At 35.7% G+C, this 17,618-nt stretch carries 12 protein-coding genes, 1 riboswitch and 1 other annotated feature; of the genes, 3 read left to right on the forward strand and 9 right to left on the reverse strand.

Going from position 1 to position 17,618, the window contains the following annotated elements; all coding sequences use genetic code 11:
- The first annotated feature begins 211 nt into the window (after positions 1-211).
- The gene (locus LQE94_RS04275) at positions 212-1,438 is read left to right on the forward strand and encodes an argininosuccinate synthase (protein ID WP_118737227.1); all 1,227 of its coding nucleotides are present in this window, start codon (positions 212-214) and stop codon (positions 1,436-1,438) included.
- Positions 1,439-1,529: 91 nt separating this feature from the next.
- On the opposite strand, the gene LQE94_RS04280 is transcribed toward LQE94_RS04275, so the two are convergent.
- Together LQE94_RS04280 and LQE94_RS04285 are read right to left on the reverse strand one after the other, a co-directional pair.
- Complete coding sequence (locus LQE94_RS04280; protein WP_022075967.1) at positions 1,530-2,903, reverse strand: radical SAM protein; 1,374 nt, start codon at positions 2,901-2,903, stop codon at positions 1,530-1,532.
- Between the two features lie 58 nt (positions 2,904-2,961).
- Positions 2,962-3,537 carry a manganese efflux pump MntP gene (locus LQE94_RS04285; protein ID WP_022075966.1) on the reverse strand — a complete coding sequence of 192 codons (576 nt, stop codon included), beginning with the start codon at positions 3,535-3,537 and terminating at the stop codon, positions 2,962-2,964.
- A gap of 280 nt (positions 3,538-3,817) precedes the next feature.
- Between LQE94_RS04285 and LQE94_RS04290 the strand changes: the two genes are divergently transcribed.
- A complete protein-coding gene (locus LQE94_RS04290) occupies positions 3,818-4,387 on the forward strand; it encodes a TetR/AcrR family transcriptional regulator C-terminal domain-containing protein (protein WP_240577089.1) in 570 nt (189 codons plus the stop codon).
- A gap of 18 nt (positions 4,388-4,405) precedes the next feature.
- Here LQE94_RS04290 and LQE94_RS04295 read toward each other — a convergent pair whose 3' ends face one another.
- The 4 genes from LQE94_RS04295 to LQE94_RS04310 form a co-directional block, all read right to left on the reverse strand.
- Positions 4,406-6,247 (reverse strand): DUF975 family protein, encoded by a 1,842-nt coding sequence (locus tag LQE94_RS04295; RefSeq protein ID WP_240577090.1) that lies wholly within the window; start codon positions 6,245-6,247, stop codon positions 4,406-4,408.
- Positions 6,248-6,581: 334 nt separating this feature from the next.
- On the reverse strand, positions 6,582-7,868 hold the full coding sequence (locus LQE94_RS04300) for a hypothetical protein (RefSeq protein ID WP_022075102.1): 1,287 nt from the start codon (positions 7,866-7,868) through the stop codon (positions 6,582-6,584).
- A gap of 244 nt (positions 7,869-8,112) precedes the next feature.
- Positions 8,113-10,545 carry a leucine--tRNA ligase gene (gene leuS / locus LQE94_RS04305; protein ID WP_276312694.1) on the reverse strand — a complete coding sequence of 811 codons (2,433 nt, stop codon included), beginning with the start codon at positions 10,543-10,545 and terminating at the stop codon, positions 8,113-8,115.
- Positions 10,546-10,593: 48 nt separating this feature from the next.
- Positions 10,594-10,829: a binding site (T-box leader), on the reverse strand.
- A gap of 51 nt (positions 10,830-10,880) precedes the next feature.
- On the reverse strand, positions 10,881-12,284 hold the full coding sequence (locus tag LQE94_RS04310; RefSeq protein ID WP_240577091.1) for an alanine/glycine:cation symporter family protein: 1,404 nt from the start codon (positions 12,282-12,284) through the stop codon (positions 10,881-10,883).
- A gap of 2 nt (positions 12,285-12,286) precedes the next feature.
- Positions 12,287-12,393, reverse strand: a riboswitch (glycine riboswitch).
- 167 nt (positions 12,394-12,560) lie between these two features.
- Here LQE94_RS04310 and LQE94_RS04315 point away from each other — a divergent pair.
- Complete coding sequence (locus LQE94_RS04315; protein ID WP_022075099.1) at positions 12,561-12,983, forward strand: hypothetical protein; 423 nt, start codon at positions 12,561-12,563, stop codon at positions 12,981-12,983.
- A 97-nt stretch (positions 12,984-13,080) separates the two neighbouring features.
- Here the strand turns inward: LQE94_RS04315 and LQE94_RS04320 are convergent, their stop codons facing one another.
- From LQE94_RS04320 to trkA, 3 genes are read right to left on the reverse strand one after another with little or no spacing between them, the layout of a single operon-like run.
- Positions 13,081-14,679 (reverse strand): CvpA family protein, encoded by a 1,599-nt coding sequence (locus LQE94_RS04320; protein ID WP_240577092.1) that lies wholly within the window; start codon positions 14,677-14,679, stop codon positions 13,081-13,083.
- A gap of 47 nt (positions 14,680-14,726) precedes the next feature.
- Positions 14,727-16,172 carry a TrkH family potassium uptake protein gene (locus tag LQE94_RS04325; RefSeq protein WP_022075097.1) on the reverse strand — a complete coding sequence of 482 codons (1,446 nt, stop codon included), beginning with the start codon at positions 16,170-16,172 and terminating at the stop codon, positions 14,727-14,729.
- An 8-nt stretch (positions 16,173-16,180) separates the two neighbouring features.
- Positions 16,181-17,539, reverse strand: a complete 1,359-nt coding sequence (gene trkA / locus LQE94_RS04330) for a Trk system potassium transporter TrkA (RefSeq protein WP_240577093.1) — start codon at positions 17,537-17,539, stop codon at positions 16,181-16,183.
- Positions 17,540-17,618 lie beyond the last annotated feature (79 nt).

Genomic DNA, 17,618 nt, shown 5'->3' on the forward strand with positions numbered 1-17,618 from the left:
ACAATTTTATGAACAATATCTCGCATCGTGCCCATAGGTCAAAAATCTATTTGTTCTAGTGTATAATCATACTATTGCCGTCATTAAATATACATTTACATGTATAATATGTGCATAAAACGAATTTTTTAACATTTCCTATTGCATAAATATAAAAATAGGTGTATAGTAAATTTTAGTTTACTGAAGAAGCATTAGGAGGCAATGAAAAATGAGTAAAGAAAAAGTTGTATTAGCATATTCTGGTGGTCTTGATACGACCGCTATTATCCCTTGGTTAAAGGAGAACTTCGGATATGAAGTTATTTGCTGCTGCATCGACTGTGGGCAGGGCGAAGAATTGGATGGATTGGAAGAACGCGCAAAATTATCCGGAGCTTCTAAATTATATATCGAAAATATCGTAGATGACTTCTGCGATAACTATATCGTACCTTGCGTAAAAGCAGGTGCTGTATATGAGAACAAGTATCTTCTCGGAACATCTATGGCTCGTCCTGCAATCGCTAAGAAACTTGTCGAGATTGCACGTAAAGAAGGTGCTGTTGCAATCTGTCACGGTGCTACAGGTAAAGGTAATGACCAGATTCGTTTCGAGCTTGGTATCAAAGCACTTGCTCCGGATATCAAAATTATCGCTCCTTGGAGAATGACAGATGTTTGGACAATGCAGTCTCGTGAAGATGAAATTGCATACTGCCAGCAGCATGGTATCGACCTTCCGTTCGATGCAAAACACAGCTACAGCCGTGATCGTAACTTATGGCACATCAGTCACGAAGGTCTGGAACTTGAAGACCCTGCTAATGAGCCAAATTACGATGACCTGCTTGTACTTGGAGTTTCTCCAGAGAAAGCTCCGGACGAGGGCGAATATGTAACTATGACATTCGAGGCAGGTGTACCAAAATCTGTAAACGGTAAAGAAATGAAGGTTTCTGACATCATCAAAGAACTCAACCGTCTCGGTGGAAAACATGGTATCGGTATCATCGACATCGTAGAGAACCGAGTTGTAGGTATGAAATCTCGTGGGGTATACGAGACACCAGGTGGAACAATCCTGATGGCTGCACATGAGCAGTTAGAAGAGCTTGTTCTTGACCGCGCTACATATGAAGTAAAGAAAGATCTTGGAAATAAATTTGCACAGATTGTATACGAGGGAAAATGGTTCACGCCACTTCGTGAAGCTATCCAGGCATTCATGGATGTTACACAAGAATATGTAACAGGAGAAGTAAAATTCAAACTGTATAAAGGTAATATCATCAAAGCCGGTGAGACATCTCCATACTCTCTGTACAGCGAGTCTCTTGCAAGCTTTACAACAGGTGATTTGTATGACCACCATGATGCAGATGGATTCATTACATTATTCGGACTTCCATTGAAAGTTCGTGCTATGAAAATGCAGGAGTTAAAAAAGAATAAATAATAATATCCAATATTAAAAGACGAGCACTGATATCCAGTTAAAACATCCGGATATCAGTGCTCTCTTTTTCTATAACGGCTTATTTTTCAAATTACTTTTTGTTGTTATTCCAAAGCTCTTCTGCCTTCTCTTTCCATTCTGCTGCATAAGCATCACATTTTGCACATAGATGTTCCACATTTTCAGGAGACTGCATATCTGTCGATTTTGCGCCTGTCTTTTCTACCATTTCTCTTAACTTCTCCGGATTCTCCAGCATTGGACATGGGCGAAGATGATTATTATTAAATGGCTGACCCTCGCGATATGCCATAAATAATGGCTGTCTCAATGCATCCAGAAGACTTACTTCTTTAATATTTGCACCTGAATAATGAATAAATACGCATGGTTCAACATCCCCGTTTGGATTGATATGGCAATAGTTACGGCCACCTGCGATACAACCGCCTACAAATTCGCCATCATTTTGGAAATCAAATGCAAAAATCGGTTTGCCACCCTCCTTACCTCGAATTTCTCGAATTCTATGATACATATATTCTCTCTGTTCTTTTGTTGGAAGTAATTCTACTGCTGCATCATTTCCAACTGGCATATAATGGAAATACCATGCATAACGACACCCTTTGTCGATAATCATATCAAGAAATTCATCGGATGTAACAGTGTCAATATTTGCTCTTGTATAGCATATAGATGTACCGAATATTTGTCCGTGGGCTTTCAAAGTATCCATGGCTTTCATAACTTTATCAAACACACCTTGTCCACGTCTTCCATCATTTACTTCTTCATAACCTTCCAGACTGATTGATAATGAAAGATTACCAACTCGATCCATTTCTTCACAAAATGCATCATCGACTAAAGTACCATTTGTAAATGCATGGAAAGCACAATCATTATGTTTTTCGCATAATTTAATAATATCTGCTTTACGCACAAGCGGCTCTCCACCTGTATACATATAGAGATAAATTCCTAACTCTTTTCCTTGCGTAATAATGCTGTCCAGTTCATCATAAGTTAAAGACATTGTATGACCATATTCAGCTGCCCAACATCCGGTACAATGTAAATTACAAGCACTTGTTGGATCTATTAAAAGGAGCCATGGAATATTGCACTGATATTTTTCGCGCATTTCATGCATAATCTTTGTTCCGCTCAACATTGCTTCAAATCCAAGATTCATTGCTGTTTTTTTGATTACATTTGGACTTACTTCGTCAAAAATCCGATTAACATACTGCATCCATTTACTGTCCTTGTCACGAATCATTGCTTTTGCTGCCTCATATGATTCTGGTTTGAAACGATCTTTTGCGAAGCTCTCTGTTAAATCTACAATTTTCAAAAGACTCTTCTCTCGCTTTTCAGGATCTTTATTCAAATATTTTAATGTTACGTCTGCTGCAGCTCCAAATGCAGCTCTTGCTGCCTGATGTTTAATTGTTGCCATTTCTTTCACCTTTCCTTTATCTTTTAGTATAAAACCAATTAAAAATATTACTTTTACATTAATACAGTGTGCGAATAATAAATTCAACAGCACCAAAAAGTAAAATACAGCCCCCGATTGTTACAGCAGTCCTTCTAAACTGACATCCCATCCAATAACCAATATACATACCGATAATGACCATTGATATTGTGGCAATCCCAATAATAAATACCAGTAATAAGAAATCTGTTTCTAGAAAGCCAAACCCAATTCCTGCAATAAAGGCATCTATACTTGTAATACAAGCCCATACAATGATTTGTTTTGCTGAAATTATCTCATCTTTTTTTTCTTCGACTGGTTTTTCTTTAATTGCTTTCACAATCATATAGATTCCAAGACCAAGAAAAATTAAAACGGAAAATGCATTTGAATCATGACCTACATCCATTCCCAATTTTGCTGTGAAAGGAATATTTGTCAACAGATTTCCCAGTATCATACTGATAACCTGCCAAAAAGTAAATATACTGCAGATCTTCAATAAATTCTTTTTTCTGATTTCTGACATCATCGCACCTTTCAATAAAGCATATGCGAAAACATCCATTGTTAACCCTATCGAAATCAGAATAATCTCTAGTAGACTCACAATTTTCGCTCCCTTCTTCTTGATGTGCCTATTGTATCAGAAGATATTATCCACATGTAATATCCAGTCCTTTAAATATGTAACACAGAAAGGACAATTTTCTTAAAACTGTTATAAATCAAGGTACATTTTGAAATATTTGTATCCTCATTTTATAATTGATTTTTGAAAAAACAGGATTTTTATTTTAAGAGAAATGTGTTATACTTATGTTTCAGATGAAAACATTAAAGGGCTGAATTATTAGAAATTTGATATTTTCGAAGGAGAGTTATTTGATATGGAAGACAAGAAAGAACTGACTAAAGACCTGCTTACTGCATCCTTCAGAGAGCTGGTTCTTCAGATTCCTTTTGAAAAAATTACAATTAAAATGATCACTGATGGAGCTGGTGTTATCCGTCCTACTTTTTATAAACATTTTCAAGATAAATATGAAGTTTTGGAATGGATATTAAAAACAGAAATTAAAGATAAGATTCAAGTATTGATGGATAATAATATGGAAGAAGATATCTTTCGTTTATTATGCAACTGTCTGGAAAAAGACTATGCCTTTTATCGAAAAGCATACGAAATAACAGGACAGAATTCGTTTGAAGAATTAATGAGCGACTATATTTATCATTTATTCTTACAAATTTTATCAAAATATCCATTAAAAGCCCCTGACAAGCTGGCTATTCTTACTATTGAAGCTATCGCTCGTTTCTATACTTTTGGATTAGCAGATTCTTTGAAATACTGGATTTGTCAGGACACACTTTTTTCAGGTGAAGAGGTTCACGCCGCTTATAATTATATTATTCGTAACTCTGTATTAGATTTATTAGAGTATCCGCTTAGATAAAATGAGCTCAGTCAGGTTTTAACCTCTGACTGAGCTATTCGTTTCTATGTATATTTTACTGATATAATCGGTAATTCCATGACCGGTATTCGGGTTTATAAAAGAATATACTTGATCTATCATAAACAAACTTAAAAGAATAACACATAACGGAACTGCAATTTGTGTTTTCATTTTTCTTAAATAATTATCTAACATTGGAGCTATCAGATATACAAGAATCATTCCCCCTATACCAAAAGTTAAAAGACCCTCTGCACAAATTCTACCATCTAGATTTAAAAAGTACCCTTGATAATCCCACCATTTTTTCCCATTAAACAAGCATTCTGTATAATACGATGTCATATATTCAATTACACCCGAAAGTATTACAATTGCTGTAAACTCCAATATCGGTTTCCTGCGCAAGCGATATAATAATGTAAGAATCAATAAGCTTCCGGCCCCATAGATAGGAATCCATGGTCCGTGCAACATTCCGCGATTTACAAATGTTCCGTCTGCTACCAAATGAAGGCTTACTTCCCACACCCATCCTGTGACACAAAAAACAAAAAATATCAATACCAAAGAGATTGGTGAATATCTTCGCATATAGTTAATATGTCCGGCCTTTACATCTTTTTCCTTTTCAGGAATAGGAAACAATCTTGATGGATATCCTTTTCCTGTCAAAGCGTCCTGCATCAATCGGAATTTTGCATCCTCATATTGCATTTTCTCAAGTTGAAGCTCTTCTTTTCTTGGATAAAGTGTAATTCCAAGATTTCGCGCCATAAATCCCTTAATTCCGTTCAAATGCTCCGTCTTCTTTGGCAAATAATAATCCATAAATAAAACATCTATATACGCTTCATCCAATGTTAATGCATCCGCTTTTTCATATAAATATAAGTCATTAAGTAATTCTATTCCCTTAACACAATTCTTTTTTGCCAAAAGTCTTACTTGGATATAAAACTCTGTATACGTTGCAATCTTATATGCATTTGTATAAAACAAATCCGATATTCCTAATGTCAAAAAGCCTGCCATATCCCATAATAAGAAAGACATTTCTAATTTAAAGCATTCCCACTTGTATCCACCCATCATTTTTCGAGATAATGTAATTGCTTCTTTCCAACCAATATCTGGATTTTCTGCTACAATATAGGGAACCAGATAATACGAATATCGTTTGATAACGCCTCCGATAATAGTGCATGCCCAAAGAGTCTGAAATAATACTTTCATCGCCAATGTTACCGCTACTTTACACCATTTCTTTACTTTTGCCAGAAATAAAATTCTTTGAAAAGGTACTTTATCGTATAATCTGCATTCCAGAACCATTCTTCTAAGAATTGTCTGAAGTACATTTTTGATAAACATCCATACTAAAAATAGCACAATAGCGGATAATATTATAAAAAGTGCAATTATAATATTTTTTGACAATCCAAGACTTTCTATTGCACTAAGCAATACTACAAGGAAATAACCTGAAGTAATATTATTTACTAAATCAGCCAGTATTCCCCTGCTTCTTCCAAGCACAATTCCTTTTTGAACTGTACTGTTTTGCGTAATTTCTTCTAATTTAAGATTATTTGCCAGTCTATAGGCCTCATCAATATGTCCATCTAATGCATCATTTAATATATCATCTAATGCTAATCTTGAATTATATTGAATAGCGTTTTTATTTTCTTTTGTTTTGCTATCCATTTCTGTTCGTTCTGTTCGAACAAAATTTAATGTAGATGAAAATTCGGTGCCAAACAGTGCCATTCCAAGACAAAGGATAAGTAACAGCCAATAGTGTTTCTTTACAACCTGCTTTGCACGCTTTTTCATTTCTTTTCTCTTAAGCATATTATCGTGCCTCCAATATTCTTATATTATCATATTCTTAACCACTTTTCTTCATTATTTTAAAAGAATATCATAAAATAAAGAAAAAGCAGTTCTGCGACTTAAGAACTGCTTTTCAACAATAAATAAATTTGGCTTACATAATTCAAGTCGAACGTCCGTGAGACTTGGCGCGTGATTCTGGTCAGCGAAGCTGACATATTCCTATCAGAATCACTGCGCATCCTCGCGGAGCGTTTATCTCAGTCGGAGATTGGACTCCCACTGAGACAATTTTGTTATTACTCACCACCTGAAGAGGTGGGAGTCTTCTCGACTGAGATAAAACAATATTTTATAAATTGCCAAGTAATTTATCAACACTGACAATCTTAACACTCAATACAAAGATTTCTGCGGCCACTTTCAAATCTTCAAGTGTTGGGTATGAAGGGGCAATACGGATATTGCTATCTTTTGGATCTTTACCATATGGGAATGTTGCTCCTGCTCCGGTCATAACAAGACCAGCTTCTTTTGCTTTAGCGACAATTGCTTTTGCACATCCCTCCATTGAATCAAAGGAGATAAAATAACCGCCTCGTGGTGCGATCCATGATCCGATTTCTAATCCGCCAAGTTCTCTATCAAGAGTTTCAAGTACTGCATCAAATTTTGGACGAAGTATATCAGCATGTTTTCTCATGTGCTCTACCATCCCATTAATATCTCCGAAGAATCTGGCATGACGAAGCTGATTTACCTTATCGTGACCAATTGTCTGAACCTGCATCTGTTTGCGGATTTCTGCAAGATTTTCATCTGATGAAGCAATTGCAGCAATTCCTGATCCAGGAAAACTGATTTTTGATGTAGATGAGAATTTATATGCAAGGTTTGGATTTCCTGCTTTCTCACACTCTTCCAAAATTTCAATCAGCTGATCCTGTTTATCCTCATATAAATGATGAATACCATACGCATTATCCCAATAAATACGGAAATCCTCTGCTGCTGGTTTTAATCTTGCAAAACGACGTACCGTTTCATCTGAATATGTAATTCCTTGTGGATTAGAATATTTTGGTACACACCAGATTCCCTTGATTGCATCATCTTCTGCAACCAGCTTTTCTACAATGTCCATATCTGGACCAGTAGCAGTCATAGGAACATTAATCATCTCAATTCCGAAATGTTCTGTAATTGCAAAATGTCTGTCATATCCTGGTACTGGACAAAGGAATTTTACTTTGTCTAATTTTGCCCATGGTGTACTTCCAAGAACTCCGTGAGTCATTGCACGTGCAATCTGATCATACATAACATTCAAGCTAGAATTTCCAAAGATGATAATATTTTGTTTTGGTACTTCCATCATATCAGCAAGAAGCTGTTTGGCTTCTGTGATTCCATCTAATACTCCATAGTTTCTACAATCAACACCTTCCTGACAGATTAAATCGGTATCACTTGTCAGTACATCCATCATTCCCATAGACAGGTTCAACTGTTCTGCAGACGGTTTACCACGAGACATATCCAAATTCAATCCTCTGGCTTTTACCTCTTCAAATTCTGCATCCAACTTTGTTTTTAATTCTTTTAATTCTTCTACGCTTAAATTTTTGTACGCCGCCATCTTTGTATCCTCCAATTTTTCACTAACTAAATAGTAGTGTATACGATTTTTGATTTTTCTTCAACCTTTTCTTGCAAAAAAATATTGTTTTTTTACATTTTCGGTGTATTTGACAAGATTTATGAAGCTTTTAAGATGATTATATTCAATTTTTCGCCTTATGTTACACCTTTGCATTTCTATAGATAAAAACAACTCTCACTTTATACAAGTGAGAGTTGTAGGTATTGTCTGTTTTTATTATTTATTTTTGTACAATGTTAATGATTTTCTTAGGAACATAAATTTCTTTTACAATTGTTCCTGTCAATTTATCTGCAACAGCTTCTTTACCAGCTGCAATTGCGTCTTCCTTAGATGCATCTGCCGGAATTGAAATAACCGCTCTTGTTTTTCCATTAATCTGTACAGGAACTTCTATTTCGTCGTCTGCCATTTCTGTTTCATCATATACAGGCCAACCTGCTTTGAAGATTGTTTCTGTATGTCCGAGCTGCTCCCACATTTCTTCTGCAAAATGTGGTGCAAATGGTGAAAGTAATACAGCAATTGTTTCTAATGTTTCTTTGTCAATTCCACCTGTTTTCTTGGCAAGATCGATAAATTTGTTATTATACTCCATAAATCCTGAAATAACAGTATTTAAGCTAAATGTTTCAAGACGAGATGTAATATCATATACAAGTTTGTGACGAAGTTTTACCATCTCTTTTGTAGCTTCAACATTGGCTCCTTTACTATCCATCAATAAATTCCAGAGACGTTTCAAGAAACGGTTTACACCATCGATTCCTCTATCATCCCATTCTGCATCTAACTCAGGTGGTCCTACAAACAGTTCATACATTCTTAATGAGTCACATCCATAATCACGCACAAGATCATCCGGTGATACGACATTACCTTTTGATTTACTCATTTTGATTCCATTCTTACCTGTGATCATTCCCTGGTTAAATAATTTATGGAAAGGTTCATCAAAATCAACAACTCCGATATCATTTAAGAATTTTGTATAGAATCTGGAGTATAACAAGTGTAATACAGCATGCTCTACTCCTCCGATATACATGTCTACCGGAAGCATTTCATCCGCTTTTTCTCTTGAAACCAGTTCTTTATCGTTATGATTATCTACATAACGAAGGAAATACCATGACGAACCTGCCCACTGAGGCATAGTGTTTGTTTCACGTTTTGAATCTGCACCACATACAGGACACTTACAGTTTACCCACTCATCAATTGCTGCCAGTGGTGATTCACCTGTTCCTGTAGGTTCATAAGATTCTACATCAGGCAAACGAAGTGGAAGTTCTTCTTCTGGAACTGGAACGTTACCACATTTTGGACAGTGGATGATCGGAATAGGTTCTCCCCAATAGCGCTGACGTGAGAATACCCAGTCACGTAATTTGAAGTTCACAGTAGCCCGTCCGATACCGCGCTCTTCAATGATATGTGGAGCTTCTTTTTTCAGCACAGCTGATTCCATGCCATTCCATTCTCCAGAGTTGATCATTGTTCCAACAGCTTCTGTATATGCCTCTGTCATATTTTCAATTTCTTGTCCATCTTTTGCAATAACCTGAACAATTGGAATACCAAATTTTGTAGCAAATGCAAAATCACGATCATCATGTGCAGGTACACACATAATTGCACCAGTACCATAATCTGCAAGAACATAATCTGACAACCAGATTGGTGTCTTTGCTCCATTTAATGGATTAATTGCATAGCTTCCTGTAAATACTCCGGTTTTTTCTTTGTCCTGCATACGATCTACATTTGATTTCATAGAAGAGTCATAAATATATTTCTCTACTGCTTCTTTTGTTTCAGGTGTAGCTAATGATGCAGCTAATTCATGTTCTGGGGCAAGTACCATAAATGTTGCTCCGTGGAGAGTATCTGGTCTTGTTGTATAAACAGTGATTTTCTCGTCTCTTCCATCAATTGGAAAATCAACTTCTGCTCCGTAAGATTTTCCAATCCAGTCAGCCTGCATCTTCTTTACTTTTTCAGGCCAATCGAGTTTATCAAGATCATTCAGAAGACGATCTGCATAAGCTGTAATCTTCAGCATCCACTGACGCAGATTTTTCTTTGTTACCTCTGATCCACAACGCTCACACTTACCATTAACCACTTCTTCATTTGCTAAACCTGTTTTACATGAAGGGCACCAGTTGATTGGAAATTCCTTCTCATATGCCAAACCTTTTTTGAACATCTGAACAAAAATCCACTGTGTCCATTTGTAGAAATTAGGATCTGTTGTATTTACTTCCATATCCCAATCATACAATGCAGCAATTTCATTGATCTGGCGTTTGATATTTGTAATATTTGCCTCTGTTGATATTGCTGGATGAGTTCCCATTTTAATTGCATAATTTTCTGCCGGGAGACCAAATGCATCCCAACCCATTGGATGAACGATATAATATCCCTGCTGCAGTTTATAACGGCTCCATACATCAGAGATCACATATCCTCTCCAATGTCCTACATGAAGACCATTTCCTGATGGATATGGGAACATATCCAGACAGTAATATTTTTGCTTTTTATTTCCGTTATCATCCATTCTAGGATTTACCGGATTTTCTTCCCATTTTTCACGCCATTTTTTCTCAACGGCTTTGTGATTGTACACAATTTTCTGTGACATTATTATTCCTACCTTTCATATAAAATAAAAGCCTTTTCATCTCTATCATCAAGAGACGAAAAGGCTTACTTCCGTGGTACCACTCTTATTCATCCAACACTCTCTATAATGTCATGTCAGATGCACTCATTATATTCTATAACGGGAATACCCGCTTCTGTCTACTAGGTGATTCAACAGAAGAACTCCAAGATGAGTTCAAAGAATTCCATCTTCTGCCTCGCACCAACCGGCAGTTCTCTGTAAGACTTTCTTCTTCTACTAATTCTTATCTTCGTTTTTGCAATATTCTTCTTTATTATAAGAACTATTTATATAGAAGTCAAGTCATTTATCTAGGCATTCATTCGATTGAAATAGTCTTTTGTTTCCCTCACAACAACTCCACTTAATGTTAAAAGTGCAATTAAGTTTGGAAATGCCATTAATGCATTGAAAATATCTGCGATATTCCATACCGCTGCAACTGTCATATATGGTCCGAAAAATACACATAAAATATATAACCAGCGATAAGTTTTCACTGCTTTTTGGTTACGGTTAAATAAATACTCCAAACATCTTTCACCGTAATAGTCCCATCCAAGGATTGTTGTAAATGCAAAGAATACAAGACAAAGCATTAATGAAAAGGATGCAAATACAGATGGAAATGGTAAGCCCTGCTGGAATGCAGCCGTTGTAATTTCGACACCTTCAAGACCTGTATTCCAAGTTCCTGTTATTACAATAGAAAGACCTGTCATTGTACAAATTACAATTGTATCAATAAATGTTCCTGTCATGGAAACAAGTCCCTGACGTACAGGTTCTTTTGTTTGTGCTGCAGCTGCTGCGATTGGTGCACTACCAAGACCTGATTCATTTGAAAAGATACCTCTTGCGATTCCTTTCTGCATTGCTACAACCATTGTACCCATTGCTCCACCTGCAAGTGCACTTCCTGTAAATGCTGATTTTACTATTGTCACAATTGCACCCGGAATAGCTGTAATGTGTGTAACCATAATAATCAAAGCAAGTACCACATATAATACTGCCATAAATGGAACAACAACCTGTGAAACTTTTGAAATACGCTGGATTCCTCCGATTACAACCAAACCTACACAAACTGTAAGCACAAGGCATGAAATAACTGTTGCCCAAGAATATGTTCCACCAAACAAATTGACTGTATGAAGCATATCCGGGTCAAAGAAATTCTTAATTGCGGATGCAATACCATTTACCTGTGTGAAAGTTCCGATTCCGAATAATCCAACACCTGCTCCGAAAAAGGCAAATATCTTACCTAGCCATCTCCACTGTTTTCCCATACCATTTTCGATATAGTAAAATGGTCCACCCAGGACATGACCATTTTCATCTATCGTACGATATTTAATAGCCAGCAGGCCTTCTGCATACTTTGTAGCCATTCCAAAAAAGGCTGCAACTACCATCCAAAACAATGCTCCGGGTCCTCCGGCTGCAATTGCTGTTGCTACACCGACAATATTACCGGTTCCAATAGTTGCTGACAATGCAGTACACAAAGCTCCAAAACTTGTTACTTCTCCATGTCCGTCTTCTTCATTTTTCACCATGAATTTTAAGGCTTTTCCAAGATGTCGTACTTGTAATAGCCCTAATCGAACTGTTAATAGAAATCCTGTGATCAGGATTAGAATGATTAATGGAAGTCCCCATACGACTCCATCAAACCATGTGATAAAGTTGTTGATTTGCTCAAACATGTTAATATTCCTCCATCCTTTTGCCTGAGAGATTAACAGCAAATTGCTGCGTACACCTTCGGCGCTCTTCCTTTAGATTTTTTTGAAGAGACTCTCCTGAGTTTAGTGCTTTACAACACTGTAGACAAGCATACCACTCGTCGATAAATATTTCAAGATTTTTTTGAACTTTTCTGTTTTTTTGTTGTTCATAATACCCCTTTGGTGTATAATAGTTATAAGAGATTTGAGCAGATTAATACTCAAAAATTTTTCTACATAAAGGAGAGAATTGCCATGGTAAATTTAATCACAGGTCCGAAAGGTAGCGGAAAAACACAGCAGATCATTGAACTTGCAAACGAGAAGGTTAAGACTTCTAACGGTAACGTTGTATTAATCAAAAAAAGTCACAGAGATACATACAGCGTAGACTTTAATGTTCGTGCAATTTGTATGGATGATTACAAAGATATCGAGACACTAGAAGAATTTGTTGGATTCTTATATGGTATGGTTGCAGGTAATCATGATATTGATACGATTTTCATTGATGGAGCATTGAAACAGGCAGATATTACACTTAACAGTCTTCCAGATTTTCTTCAGAAACTGGATAAAATTGCTACTACAAACAACATTGAGTTCTTTGTAAGTGTAAGTGCATCCAAAGAAGACATTCCTAATATTGATGATCCGGCATATAAGGTTTTATGTTAATCCTTTCGGATAAAATGAATTACAATTTATCATGACCAGCTAATCGGTCAAAAAAATCCTGCAAGAATTTTTCCTGCAGGATTTTTCATTGTTATTTTTATTTAATATTGATTACAGTATTTGTTTTCTTTCCTTCTTGATATTCCAATGTAATTTCATCTCCAACGTTATATTTAATCACATCAATATAATCTATAACTGAAATATCAAAAATCTCATCTGATTTTTCCAACATCATATAGTAATGAGAATTTCCATCTACTACGCCTTGTACGATTTTTGTTATTTTCCCAGAAATAACTTCTGTTTCTTTAACGCTTTCATCTTTCACTTTAATACCATTTTCATACATTAATTGAACATATGCCTCTTCACAGGCACTTACTGTATCTCCTATTGCAACAATTTGATATTTTTGAACATTAACCATCGCATATTTTTTTACAAGTCCGGCATCATCCTTTAATGCAATAAAATATGTCGGCTCGCTGGAAATGTTTAAAAGCAACGGAAATGTAGCCTTATATTTCAGATTCTGTACCTGCCCTTCAGCAGAAGACATTGCCGAATCTTCTGTTGCGCCTTCCACTTCATAAAATTTTGTTTCCATAGTACGCTGATTCATAAGAACAAAACCAACATTAGATTGATCTCCGCTGACAGATGTTACACCAGTATATACCCAGACATCATCATCAATTGCCAGATAATTATATCCACTTGTTGTCATCAGACAATCTTTCTGTCCTAAAATACTATTAAAATATCCATGCTTTAGAGTTCCATGATAATTATATAATTCCACAAGTAAATCTGCAGAATAAGCACGGTCTATCCATTCTGGTGCATCTTCTATTGCATAATCCTGTGTTTCTCCTGTAATTGCGTTACAAAGCACAACCCTTCCTACTGTTACGCCACCAAACAACCCAATGTTATATTGTTTAACAGGACAGATCCAATATGGAACTCCCTCATCATTTACTTCAAAACTTAATTCATTAAAAATATAAGTCGGATAATTAAAACGCAAATGACGATAAATATTTCTGTTAAAATGGTCACTGGTCGTATACTTCATACCTTCATTTAATTTGACAAGCTCAGTGTTTTGTGTTGCCATATCGATACGAATATATGCCGGAATTCCTTCTTTTTGATTCGTAAACCATTTAATTAAACTTGCATAACGAAGCGGAGATACTCTAACAGGCTGATCTTTATAGTTAATCTGGCTATAAAGATCATCAACCTCAAACTGTGAAACCATATCCACCATACTTCCCATTTTACGGTTTCCAAGAATCGTTGCAGAGTCTTTATCTAACAACGGAATCTGATCAAATGATAATTCTTCTACATCTGTAGTAAATTTTCCGGTCTCTACGTTCAATAATTTCTGATATTTCTTTGCATTTATAATTGGCGAAGACAACAAACTGCCAATCAAATAAATTGCGATAAGCAAAATCAAAATTCCAGCAATAATCTTAAAGCCTAATAATCTTTTCATTTCAAATTTTGTAGGCTTTTTCTTTGCAAGATAAACTGCTCCTATTAAAACTACTACGATCAGCATGAATATCCATATCTCTGTTGCATGAATATTAATTGCCGGTAATGCTATATAATAATATAATCCTGCCAGAATCAGTACTGCTATTACCGATGCCAGCTTCCATTTTCCTTTTTTCATTTCTTCTCTCCTGCCTTTATCCACTTAAGCCTGTTTTTTAATTACTATTAGAATCGTCTTCTCCAAAGTTCTGGCGATAATAACAATAAATATGGGAATATTTCTAATCTTCCCAGTAACATATCCATGCAAAAAACGATTTTAGATAATGCCGAAAACTTGTAGAAATTTTCAACTGGACCGATCTGTGAAATACCCGGACCAACATTATTTAATGTTGTAAGCACAGAACTGAATGTTGTTGCAAAATCAAAATTATTAATAGAGACAAGTAATACTGATACCATCGTTATCATTATATAACATATAAAATAAATATATACACCTTTCATGGTACTTTCATTTATTCTCTTTCCGTTTACTTTTACAATCGTAATTGCTTTTGGATGCAACATGTTTTTTACTTGTTTTTTTATGCTTTTTAACATAATTAATAATCGTGAAACTTTAATTCCACCGCCTGTAGATCCGGCACATGCACCAATAATCATAAGACACAATAATATTGTCTTAGACAGTTCTGGCCACAGATTGTAATTTGCTGTACAAAATCCTGTTGTAGTGATAATTGATGCTACCTGGAATGATGCATATCGGAATGCATGTAAAATATTTCCATACATTCCTACAATATTTAAACTAATAATAGCTATAGAGCCTGCAATAATTCCAAGATATGCATGTAGCTCTTCGTTTTTTAATGCTTCTTTCCAATTTCTTAGGCGAAGGAGAAAATATAAATTAAAATTAACTCCGAATAAAATCATAAACACTGTAATTACACCATCAATATAAGCACTGTCATAATGCGCAACACTGCTATTTTTATTGGAAAAGCCACCTGTTCCAGCAGTACTAAATGCGTGTAATAATGCATCAAAGAAATTCATTCCTCCGAACATTAAAAATATAACTTCTGCCGCTGTCAATACAAAATACATTGCATATAAAATTCTTGCAGTATATCTTGCCTTTGGCACAAGCTTATCTGCTTCTGGACCTGGAACCTCTGCTCTCATTAAATGCATAGAATCATCATCATCAAGAGATGTCAGTACCATAACAAAGACCAGAACACCCATTCCGCCAATCCAATGTGTCAGACTTCTCCAGAAAGACATTCCCATTGGAAGAACTTCAATATCTGTTAATATCGTAGAACCTGTTGTTGTAAAGCCAGATACTGTTTCAAAAAATGCATCCAGATAATTTGGAATACTTCCGCTTATATAAAATGGAACAGCACCAAAGAGTGACCATAAAATCCATGCCGCACCAACAATTACTAATCCGTCCTTTGCATATATTCTTTTGTTCTTAGGAACTTTTCTTCCCAGTAAAAAATATATCAATATCAACACTGCACTTACTATCAGAAAACAAAAACCACTTTTTTCTCTGTATATTAAAGATACAATTGCTGGGAGCAATAGCACAAGACCTTCTACGCCCACCATTTTTGCTAATATATATATTATCATTTTCTTATTCATATCAACACCTACAACAAAATATCCTCAATATCGCGAATTTGTCTTTCCATTGTAATTACGATTACATTATCTCCCACCTGAATAGAATCATCTCCGTTAGGGATAATAATGTTTCGTTTACGTGCAATACATGCAATTAGGTTATTACTCTTTAATTGTAATTCTTTCAATGGAACATTTGTATAACGAGTTTCTTTCTTAACGATAAACTCCAATGCTTCAACTTTTTCATCAATAAGCCGATACATTGTTTCTACATTCACACTTCCCTGTGAATTCTTTCGTGCCCGAACATAACTTAAAATAACATCTGCAGTCACTGTTTTAGCAGACACAATACTGTCAATTCCATAGTCCTCTACCATCTGTGCACGTTGATCTTCATTTACTTTTGTAATAATTTTCCCTACATTCTGACTCTTTGCAAATAATGACAAAATGATGTTTTCTTCATCCATACCCGTCAGAGCTACAAATGCGTCTGCATCTTGAACGCCTTCCTCCATAAGCAGATCATGATTTGTTGCATCTCCACAAATAATAGTAGCTTTTGGAAGCATCTCACACAAATCTTCACATCTTTTTTTATTCAATTCAATAATCTTCACCTGCATTCCCAATCCGCATAATTGTAATGCAAGATAATAGCTTACACTTCCGCCGCCACAGATCAGGACTTTTTTAATTTTGGTTCTTCGACTTCCAAACACTTTAAAAAACAGTCCAATTTCCTTATGCGAAGCTGCCACATGAAGACGATCTCCTTCTTGAATTACATATTCTCCGTCTGGAATAAACACATCGTCCCCGCGTTCTACCGCACAGACTAATACTTTAATCTGATACTGATTATTAATCTCTGCAAGAGACATGCCTGCAAGCTTATTTCCTTTACTGATAAGAAATTCAACAAGCTCTACTCTGCCTTTTACAAATGTTTCAACCTTACTGGCATCCGGGAACAAAAGTACACGTGAAACCTCTCCGGCTACTGCAAGTTCTGGATTTACTGCCATACTTAATCGCAAGTCTTCTTTAAGCAAGTCAATTTGTTTATAATAAATTGGATTTCTCACTCGCGCAATTGTATGTTTTGCACCAATCCTTCTTGCAATAAGACAACTAAGCATATTACACTCATCTGTTGAAGTACAGGCAATCACCAAATCTGCATCCGGCACACCTGCATTTTTTTGCACTTCTGCACTTCCACCTTCACCTGGGATACACATAATATCCAGTCGGTTCATCGCCTCCATTAGTTTTTCTTCATTATTGTCAATCAAAACAACATCATAATCTTCTGCGGAAAGAGCTTTTGCAAGCTTATATCCAACCTTCCCATCACCAATAATGACAATCTTCATTTTTTCTTTTCCTCTACTTTTTTCTTTAGATTTCATCTATCTGAACAGTAGATGAATTATAGCACTTTTATATTGAAAG

This window comes from Mediterraneibacter sp. NSJ-151 (assembly GCF_022487435.1).
Taxonomy (GTDB): Bacteria; Bacillota; Clostridia; order Lachnospirales; family Lachnospiraceae; genus Schaedlerella; species Schaedlerella hominis.

Bases quoted from the DNA above. Each gene is read 5' to 3' on its own strand.
- LQE94_RS04325 (WP_022075097.1), bottom strand. From the start codon at position 16,172: ATGAATAAGAAAATGATAATATATATATTAGCAAAAATGGTGGGCGTA.
- trkA (WP_240577093.1), bottom strand. From the start codon at position 17,539: ATGAAGATTGTCATTATTGGTGATGGGAAGGTTGGATATAAGCTTGCA.
- LQE94_RS04290 (WP_240577089.1), top strand. From the start codon at position 3,818: ATGGAAGACAAGAAAGAACTGACTAAAGACCTGCTTACTGCATCCTTC.
- leuS (WP_276312694.1), bottom strand. From the start codon at position 10,545: ATGTCACAGAAAATTGTGTACAATCACAAAGCCGTTGAGAAAAAATGG.
- LQE94_RS04320 (WP_240577092.1), bottom strand. From the start codon at position 14,679: ATGAAAAAAGGAAAATGGAAGCTGGCATCGGTAATAGCAGTACTGATT.
- LQE94_RS04275 (WP_118737227.1), top strand. From the start codon at position 212: ATGAGTAAAGAAAAAGTTGTATTAGCATATTCTGGTGGTCTTGATACG.
- LQE94_RS04295 (WP_240577090.1), bottom strand. From the start codon at position 6,247: ATGCTTAAGAGAAAAGAAATGAAAAAGCGTGCAAAGCAGGTTGTAAAG.
- LQE94_RS04315 (WP_022075099.1), top strand. From the start codon at position 12,561: ATGGTAAATTTAATCACAGGTCCGAAAGGTAGCGGAAAAACACAGCAG.
- LQE94_RS04280 (WP_022075967.1), bottom strand. From the start codon at position 2,903: ATGGCAACAATTAAACATCAGGCAGCAAGAGCTGCATTTGGAGCTGCA.
- LQE94_RS04300 (WP_022075102.1), bottom strand. From the start codon at position 7,868: ATGGCGGCGTACAAAAATTTAAGCGTAGAAGAATTAAAAGAATTAAAA.
- LQE94_RS04310 (WP_240577091.1), bottom strand. From the start codon at position 12,284: ATGTTTGAGCAAATCAACAACTTTATCACATGGTTTGATGGAGTCGTA.